The following is a 1,584-nucleotide window of genomic DNA, read 5'->3' on the forward strand; positions in this document are numbered from 1 at the left end:
ACAGTTGTTTTACTTTCTTGAATTTTTGAGACCTTGCTCCGTATATCCTTGCTGTGAATGATGTTATTATTGTTATTAAATCTTCCACTAATTCTTGTGTTTTGTCTTTTGTCATTTTGTTTTCTATTATTACTATTTGTGTCCCGTATTCTTCAAGCAAGGCTTTTATGTACTGTATTCCAAATCTGGTTAGTCTATCTTCAAATTCTACTATTAGATACGGTACTTGATTTTCTTTTATAAACTGTATCATCTTCCAAAAGTTTTTTCTTTTGTCGTTTATCCCGCTGGCTGTATCCTTGAATATCTTTATTACTTCATAGTTATGTTCTTTTGCGTATTTTAATATTCTTTCTACCTGTCTTTCCAAATTTCCATCGTTATTTTGCTTTTGTGATGATACTCTTGCATAAATTACAGCTCTTCTGTCATTTATTGTTTGGGATAGTATTCTTTTTATTTCTGATAGTGGAATTCTTCTTCTGCCTTTTGGTGTTCTAATTACCTTGATTAATCCTTGTTTATCCCATCTTTGTATTGTTCTTGTTGATACCCCAAGTAGTTTGCTTGCTTCTTTTGGTGTTAATAATTTTTCCATAGTGATAATTATTATACAGTAATTTTTCTTTTGTGTCTATATTTGTCTATGTATTTTTAACCTCTGAATAAATATTTCCATATAGGATTTAAATAAAGCTGTATTTCTTTTTTTTTCCTTTTCTTTGTTTAGTATGAGATTGGTTTCTTCAATCAGGTTTTTTATGCTTTCTTTTGGGAAAGTTTTTAGCTTTGCAAGTGGTATGTTTTTTACCATTGATATTTTTATCAAATCCCTTTCAGTATAAGTTACCAGATTTCCATTCAAATAAACTTTTTTCTTTTCTTTTTTTTCTTCTTTTCCTGAACTTTCTTCTATCTGTTTAAATGTTTCCTCTATTGCTTTTGAGTGTGCTAATTCTTCAATTTTTTTATCCATTTTCTTATCTAAATTATCAGCAAATTGGAAAAGGTTTTTAACTATGCCGTTTATCTTTTTTTCAACATTTTTGAAATCGTATTTATCAAATATCTGAATTTCATATCCGATTTTTTGTTTAAAATAACTAAAGCTTTCTTTTATTTGCTTTTCTTTTTCTTTGATTTCAAGTTTTTCTTTATTTAGATTATTGTTTATAGCCTTTAGCCTTAGCTTTCTCAATATATCATCACACTGGTTTTCAGAATTTGATATTATGCTTTTTAGCATTGATATTAACGAGTAATCCTGTGGAGGTGGATTATAATTTGATACTGTAACTGCACTCATCTTAGCCCCTATATTTTCAAAATAATAAATGAAACATTGTCTTTTTGCTTTTTAACTTTTAACTTTTGAATTATCTCATTTGCAGCTGTTTCAATATTTCCTGTTAAAAAGCACTCTTCAAGTTCTTCAATGTCAAACTCTTTCCAAAGACCGTCTGTGCATAAAAAGAATATATCTCCTTCATTTATTTTCACTTTTTTTGTCTGAACTTCATCAGGGTTTATACTGGAAGTTATAGCAGATGTTAGTATATTTGTATTCTCATTTACCTGGTCATA

General features: G+C 28.3%; 2 protein-coding genes and 1 pseudogene. All 3 read right to left on the bottom strand.

Annotated features, from left to right (window positions below):
• The coding region (locus HG1285_RS02150) for an IS607 family transposase (protein ID WP_157560729.1) at positions 1-607 on the bottom strand (607 nt) is incomplete at its 3' end.
• 27 nt (positions 608-634) lie between these two features.
• The gene (locus tag HG1285_RS02145; protein ID WP_157560726.1) at positions 635-1,306 is read right to left on the bottom strand and encodes a hypothetical protein; all 672 of its coding nucleotides are present in this window, start codon (positions 1,304-1,306) and stop codon (positions 635-637) included.
• Between the two features lie 8 nt (positions 1,307-1,314).
• Positions 1,315-1,584 (bottom strand): annotated as a pseudogene (locus HG1285_RS19990) (hypothetical protein); the annotation flags it as partial.

It is taken from the genome of Hydrogenivirga sp. 128-5-R1-1 (genome assembly GCF_000171895.1).

Bases quoted from the DNA above. Each gene is read 5' to 3' on its own strand.
- HG1285_RS02145 (WP_157560726.1), bottom strand. From the start codon at position 1,306: ATGAGTGCAGTTACAGTATCAAATTATAATCCACCTCCACAGGATTAC.